We start from the raw sequence: 241 nt of genomic DNA on the forward strand, positions 1-241 counted from the left end.
AGTTCCAGCATGTGCTGGCTCACGTCCGCTGGCAGTTCCTCGTCCATCAATACCGCAAAGCTCTCCCGGGCGATCTGGATGGCGCTCCACAAGATGTAGGCGGCAATGCCGAGGCCGAACCAGGCGTCGACCTGATGGTAACCAAAACCCGCCAACACCAGCGCCACCAGGATGCTGCCGTTGAGCATCAAGTCCGAGCGGTAGTGCAGCGAGTCTGCGCGCACCGCGTTGGAGCCGGTTT

The 241-nt window shown here is 61.8% G+C and carries 1 protein-coding gene; it reads right to left on the bottom strand.

Features of this window, described 5'->3' with window-relative positions; translation table 11 throughout:
- A partial coding sequence (locus SB765_RS33170; protein ID WP_410932968.1) for a cation transporter occupies nucleotides 1-241 on the bottom strand: 241 nt, incomplete at both ends.

The sequence above is a fragment of the Pseudomonas sp. SIMBA_067 genome (assembly GCF_046534675.1).
Lineage (GTDB): Bacteria > Pseudomonadota > Gammaproteobacteria > Pseudomonadales > Pseudomonadaceae > Aquipseudomonas > Aquipseudomonas putida.